Here is a 2614-nt window from a genome sequence, read left to right on the forward strand (position 1 = left end):
TTAAACTGTCTTTGAACGGTGAAACTAAAGACGTTATCGTGCGTGACTTCCAAATGCACCCATTCCGTCGCGAAGTTCAACACATCGACTTCCAAGCTGTAAAAGCTGATCAACCTGTACGCATCCGTGTTCCTCTGCACATTGTTAACGCTGAAAACTCTCAAGCTGTTAAATTGCAAGGTGGTCGCGTATCTCTGTTGAACACTTCTGTTGAAGTAGTTGCTTTGCCTGCAAACATTCCTGCTTTCTTGGAGTTGGATTGTGCATCAGTAGTTGCCGGCGACATTCTGCACTTGTCAGACGTCAAATTGCCAGAAGGTGTTGAAAGCGTTTCCCTGAAACGTAATGAAAACCTGGCTGTTGCTACTGTTACCGGTAAAAAACGCTAATCGGTAGTTAATATAAGAAAACCGTATCAGATTTATCTGATACGGTTTTTGTTTTACATATAAAATCATTTGTTATAAAACTTGGGTAAACGTAACAGCATATGTACTTTATAAAATTGAAGCAATTTCATTGCGAAGTTTATTAAGAAAGCGGCCATGCCGTACCCATTGTGCGGCTGATTCATAATCCTGTTGTTCAAATGCTTGTTGTAAATCTTGATATAGGCTGCTTTGTACTTCTTGAATTTCTTGATCCAGTGCCCGGATGGCATCATGGTTTTGTTCTATTTGTGCATCCATCAATGTTTCCCGCCATTCCATTTGCTGCATGAGGAATTCTGGTGAAAACGAAGTGTGTTCAGGTGCATCAGCATCGATATTTTGGCTTTTCAAGAGATAAGCAGCCCGATCAATAGGACTTTTTAATGTGCGGTAGGCATCATTAATTGTAGAAGACATCATAACGGCTTGTTTCTGCTCAAAAGCTGAAGCAGAAGCAAATTTATCAGGATGAAATCGGGCAGCTAAAGCCCGATAGCTTTGTTCGAGTGCTTCGGTATCAATATTGAAAGATGGCTCAAGCTGGAAGAGGTTGAAGTATTGAGACATGATATTAAAGGAAAAAATCTAAAGAAGAGGATTATTTTACGATATAATCCGGAAACTGTTTATATGAAAGGAAAACAATATGACCGGTAAGGTGCAACACAATAAAGGCAAAATACGAGACAATACCTTAAAAGCCTTAGTCAAATCTGATTTGTTCCGACACAAAGTAGAACGAAAAAGAAAAGGCAAGGGTAGCTATAATAGGCAAGAAGCCAAAAAATGGCGGGATGGTTTTGATACTTTCCCGCCATTTTTTATATTTTAAACGTGGAAGCTCTCACCGCAGCCGCAAGAGTCTTTGACATTTGGATTTTCAAATTTGAAACCTTCCTGCAAACCTTCTTTAGTGTAATCAACTTGCGTGCCGTCTAGATAAACCAAGCTTTTCGGATCGATATAAACTCGTGCGCCGTGTTCTTCAAAAATCAGGTCATCCTCGTTCACTTCATCGACAAATTCAAGGTTGTATGCCATGCCTGAGCAGCCGCTGGTTTTGACACCCAAGCGCACGCCCAAGCCTTTGCCGCGTTTGGTCAAGTAGCCGTTGATGTGTTTGGCTGCGTTTTCTGTGATGGTAATCATGCTTTTTTCCTCATTTCGCAATCATTTTCTGTTTTGTCTGCTTTTTATTTCAGACGGCCTCTTGATTTTCAGGCCGTCTGAAAACGCTGTTTTGCCCACTCTATTGCGGTGGCAATGGTAGTTTTTGCCTGCGGACTGTTTTTCCAACAGGTCGAGCCGGTCAATTGTGCGCCCTGTTCCAAAATATCGTCTAAATCCGCAACCGCCAAAGTGGCAATATCATCCAATCCCATTTGCTGCAAACGCTGCAATATGGTTTTACCTATGCCTTTGACAGCAAGTAGGGATTGGACTTCTTTATCAGTAAAAGGCATATCGTCTTCTTTGATTTTGCAGGTATAACGACTAAATATAAGCTGTAGCTTATTGCCCTCTCCCTAACCCTCTCCCGTGGGGAGAGGGGATAGATTGGCAGGTAATCCCAAACTTGGTAGCAACTTCAAAACGATTAAGTTTCTGTACAGTTGGTTTTGTCTCACAAAAGAAGAGGGGGGAAACCATTAGATTTGCTTTTCTCGAAGATTCGCCGGGAATCTTGGGCACCTGCCGACAAGGGGGCGTTGAATCCGGTTATTTGTTTTCCTGACGTTTGCGATAGTCGGCAACGGCTGCTTTTACCGCATCTTCAGCCAAGATAGAGCAGTGGATTTTAACTGGAGGCAATTCCAACTCTTCGGCAATTTCGCTGTTTTTGATTGCCAGTGCATCGTCAAGGCTTTTGCCTTTAACCCACTCTGTGATCAGGCTGGAGGAAGCGATGGCGGAGCCACAACCGTAAGTTTTGAATTTTGCATCTTCGATAATACCCTCATCGTTTACTTTGATTTGCAGACGCATTACGTCGCCGCAGGCGGGTGCACCGACCATGCCGGTACCGACAGATTCGTCGTTTTTGTCGAAAGTACCAACGTTGCGGGGGTTTTCGTAGTGGTCGATTACTTTATCGCTGTATGCCATGATGTGGTTTCCTTTGTGTTTTTAGTGGTGTAAATGGTTTGTTTACGAATATTCAGACGGCCTGAAGTTTAGATTTT

5 protein-coding genes and 1 pseudogene are annotated in these 2614 nt (G+C 42.7%); 2 read left to right on the top strand and 4 right to left on the bottom strand.

Annotated elements, in window-relative coordinates:
- Nucleotides 1-389: 50S ribosomal protein L25 (locus ACTHUE_RS15190; RefSeq protein ID WP_440423911.1), on the top strand; the 389-nt coding region annotated here is incomplete at its 5' end.
- Nucleotides 390-497: 108 nt separating this feature from the next.
- On the opposite strand, the gene hscB is transcribed toward ACTHUE_RS15190, so the two are convergent.
- Complete coding sequence (hscB, locus tag ACTHUE_RS15195; protein WP_070461776.1) at nt 498-998, bottom strand: Fe-S protein assembly co-chaperone HscB; 501 nt, start codon at nt 996-998, stop codon at nt 498-500.
- Between the two features lie 79 nt (nt 999-1077).
- On the opposite strand from hscB, the pseudogene ACTHUE_RS15200 reads away from it, so the two are divergent.
- Nucleotides 1078-1300, top strand: a pseudogene (locus ACTHUE_RS15200) (alternative ribosome-rescue factor A).
- Here ACTHUE_RS15200 and iscA read toward each other — a convergent pair.
- From iscA to iscU, 3 genes are all read right to left on the bottom strand, one after another.
- Complete coding sequence (gene iscA, locus ACTHUE_RS15205; protein ID WP_063075834.1) at nt 1260-1580, bottom strand: iron-sulfur cluster assembly protein IscA; 321 nt, start codon at nt 1578-1580, stop codon at nt 1260-1262. The pseudogene ACTHUE_RS15200 and the gene iscA sit on opposite strands and share 41 nt — an antisense overlap.
- A gap of 68 nt (nt 1581-1648) precedes the next feature.
- The gene (locus tag ACTHUE_RS15210) at nt 1649-1894 is read right to left on the bottom strand and encodes a recombinase RecA (RefSeq protein ID WP_070461779.1); all 246 of its coding nucleotides are present in this window, start codon (nt 1892-1894) and stop codon (nt 1649-1651) included.
- Between the two features lie 256 nt (nt 1895-2150).
- Nucleotides 2151-2537 carry a Fe-S cluster assembly scaffold IscU gene (gene iscU, locus ACTHUE_RS15215; protein ID WP_003674559.1) on the bottom strand — a complete coding sequence of 129 codons (387 nt, stop codon included), beginning with the start codon at nt 2535-2537 and terminating at the stop codon, nt 2151-2153.
- Nucleotides 2538-2614 lie beyond the last annotated feature (77 nt).

Source organism: Neisseria sp. P0021.S005 (assembly GCF_051956955.1).

Excerpts from the sequence above, each read along its gene's own strand:
- iscU (WP_003674559.1), bottom strand. The coding sequence starts at position 2,537 with ATGGCATACAGCGATAAAGTAATCGACCACTACGAAAACCCCCGCAAC.
- ACTHUE_RS15210 (WP_070461779.1), bottom strand. The coding sequence starts at position 1,894 with ATGCCTTTTACTGATAAAGAAGTCCAATCCCTACTTGCTGTCAAAGGC.
- iscA (WP_063075834.1), bottom strand. The coding sequence starts at position 1,580 with ATGATTACCATCACAGAAAACGCAGCCAAACACATCAACGGCTACTTG.
- hscB (WP_070461776.1), bottom strand. The coding sequence starts at position 998 with ATGTCTCAATACTTCAACCTCTTCCAGCTTGAGCCATCTTTCAATATT.